The organism is Massilia soli (assembly GCF_016809835.1).
GTDB lineage: Bacteria > Pseudomonadota > Gammaproteobacteria > Burkholderiales > Burkholderiaceae_D > Telluria_A > Telluria_A soli.
In genome coordinates this window covers 1-3240 of the sequence record NZ_JAFBIL020000019.1, presented here as the reverse complement: position 1 = coordinate 3240, position 3240 = coordinate 1, and the positions used below count along the sequence as shown (strand labels likewise).

1 protein-coding gene is annotated in these 3240 nt (G+C 58.9%); it reads left to right on the top strand.

Annotated features, from left to right (window positions below; translation table 11 throughout):
• The first annotated feature begins 550 nt into the window (after positions 1–550).
• Positions 551–3010, top strand: a complete 2460-nt coding sequence (locus I4X03_RS22890; protein ID WP_223471427.1) for a penicillin acylase family protein — start codon at positions 551–553, stop codon at positions 3008–3010.
• Positions 3011–3240: the final 230 nt, after the last annotated feature.

The following is a 3240-nucleotide window of genomic DNA, read 5'->3' as shown; positions in this document are numbered from 1 at the left end:
GTGTGAAAGTAGGTTATCGTCAGGCTAGTTATAAGAAAGAAACCCGTTGACTGATGTCAGCGGGTTTTTTTTCGTCCAATGATTTTCGATTTACTCCCCCGGCGTCACTGAGCGAGCGTGAGGCTTGCCTTTTTATTATCGAACATTGGATTAAGCAGATCGATGACGGCATGATCGATCAGTCGACCTCGCGATCTCATGCCAGGCAGGTATAGGGAATCGGTAACTTAGCTTAAGGAATTAAATTCATTCCTTACAGCGGCCCCCTGCCATTCTCTAAACAATTCCCCAGACGGCTGGACCAGCACTGGCGCGCCGCGCGCTTCCCCGATTTTCACGCCCGGTTCCAGTGCTGGCCCATCGGTCCGACTAGCGCAGATCTCGCGCAATACTAATTACCCGCAGCAAAGCGGGCTCCTCTGTTCGAAAACGCACGTTCGCGCCCACCACGTGTGATCCACCCCTTCCGATGTCGTGCCTTTACCCATCGTTGAGAGCTATCAACTGACGAGGACGTTTCTCCGGCGATCATGATTGATGGCATTCCTCCGTGATTGCCGTCCTCACTTTACTTGCGAATGGAGAAGCCAAGATGGGATACATATTGTCGAGAGGCGCGCTGCCAGGGCTTGGCGGCTGCGTTGCAGTTGGGATGGCCCTGGTGCTTGGCGCCTGTGGGAAGAGCGGGCGCGATCCGGCGCCGCCGGTGCCGCAACCGAAGCCCCAGTTTCATGCAGAGGTGACACGGACATCGTTCGGGATCGCCCACATTCGCGCTGACAATTTCAAGAGTCTCGGCTATGGCTTGGCCTATGCCTACGCCCAGGACAACGTCTGCATGTTCGCCGACAGCCTTCTCACCGCGCGCGGCGAGCGCTCGCGCTTCTTCGGCGGCGATCTCCCCGCTACCGCCGCCAAAAATGGCGAATACGGCGCGGCCAGCGACTTCATGGACTTGAAGAACGAGGACAGCGACTTCTTCTTTAAAGGTTATCTCGATCCGGAGCAGCTACGCGCTGGATACGCAACTGGCTCGCGCGAGGCAAACGATTTGCTGGCGGGCTATGCCGCGGGTTACAACCGCTACCTGAAGGATTACGCCGGCAAGCTTCCGGCCGCCTGCAACAACGCAGCCTGGGTGCGGCCCATCTCGCTTGAAGACATGTACTTGGTTCTCGCTGAGAAAGCGCTGCATGCCTCAGGCCAGGTGTTTGCAAAAGAAATCGTCGACGGCGCCCGTGATCCCCAGGCGCCAGTCACTTTCGGCCCATCGACTCAGGTCGACAAGTTGAATCCTTCGTTCGTGCGGGAGCGGCTGGCCAAACTGACTGCCGAACAATTGGGAAGCAATGCGCTGGGCGTCGGCAAGGACCTATCCCTCGACGGCCGGGGCATCCTGCTGGGCAGTCCGCATTATCCGTGGACCAGCACCGACCGCTTCTGGCAAGCGCACCTGACCGTGCCCGGCCGCTACGATGCGATGGGTGTCATCCTCGGCGGTATTCCGGCTGTCGTGATCGGCTTCAACCGCGACATCGCCTGGACTCACACAGTGACCACCGCGGCGCACTTCACGACATTCCGGCTTGCGCTCGATACGCGCGATTCATCGGGCACTACTTACCTGGCCGACGGTATCCCGCAGAAGATGACGTCACGGGATGTCCGGGTCGAGATGCTGCAGCCCGACGGCAGCCTCCGATCGAAGAGCAAGACCTTCTATTTCAGCAAGCACGGTGCCGTGATGGTGAAGGCCGACGCGGGACTGACCTGGTCACCGAGTTCGGTGTACGTGCTGGCCGATCCCAATCGCAACAACACGAGGCTGATCGAACAGTGGATCGGCATCGGCAGCGCGCGCAACGTGGCCGAGCTCAAAGCGTCGCTCGACAAGACGGTCGGCCTGCCGTGGGTGAACACGATCGCTGCCGACCGCGACGGCCAGACCCTGTACGCCGATGCAAGCGTGGTGCCGAATGTCAGCGTTGAAAAGTTTGTGTCCGATTGCATGATGTTGGCGCCACTGCTGATGCTCAACGGTGCGCGTTCGGATTGCGACTGGGGCGTGAGTCAGCAGGCGCCTGCCGGCATCATCGCGCCGGCAAATGGTCCGTGGATGGTGCGCGCCGACTACGTCGGCAACTCGAATGACAGTTACTGGCTTACAAATGCGCGATCCCTGATGACCGGGCCCGCTCCCTACGGCTTCTCGCCATTGTATGGGCGCGTCGGCATCGAACAGAAGATGCGAACCAGGATCGGGTTCAAGCAATTTGAAGAAACGTTGGCCCGCAAAGCGAGGGTTGGCATCGACGATCTCCAGCAACTGGCGTTCGCCAACCGCGTGCATGCGGCCGAGCTGGTATTGCCGGAATTACTCCCCGCTTGCCATGCGGCGAATGACGCGGCGTTGAACGGCGCATGCAACGCATTATCAGGATGGGATCGCCGCGCCGATTTGGATAGCCGAGGCGCCGTGCTGTTCCGCGAATTCTGGAACCAGGCTGTGCAGCTAACAGACAAATGGGATGTGCCATTCAGCCCGCAGGATCCGGTGAACACGCCGCGCGGCGTGAAGCCGGCCGCGATCGGCCCGATGTTGAGTATCCTGAAAGGCGCGGCGCAGAAGCTCGCGCGCCTGAATGTTCCGCTAGATGGCCGGCTGGGCGATTATCAGGGGGAGACCCGCAACGGTGTGCGGGTTCCGATCCATGGCGCGATTGGCGATATCGATGGTTCGTACAACTCAATTCACATGCGCTCGGAGTTGACGTCCCAGGGCTACCGCGATGTCGAATGGGGCACAAGTTATGTACAGGCGGTCACGTTCGACGATGCCGGCCCGGTCGCGCGAGGGATGCTGCTGTACGGCCAGTCGGTCGATCCGGCATCTCCGCATTACGCGGACCAGCTGGCAGTCTATTCGCAGAAGCAGTGGCCGGCGTTGCCGTTCGCAGCGGAGAAAATCCGGTCCGACCCGAACTATCGGACGACAACGTTGTCTGAATAACCGACGATTTTTTTACGAACACCCTTGTCAACCTCGGCAAGGGTTGCTATAGTTCGCCTCCCCACTGAAACGGCGCAGTTACCGGCGAGTGGGGATCACCAGAAAAACGGTGGTGCAGAAAAAAAAGAGGTTGACGTAATTTAGCGAAAGCTTCATAATCTCATCTCTCTGCTGCTGACAAACACAACGCTTTGTCGACAAGTAGCAAGTAAGAAATACAGAACAAGTTC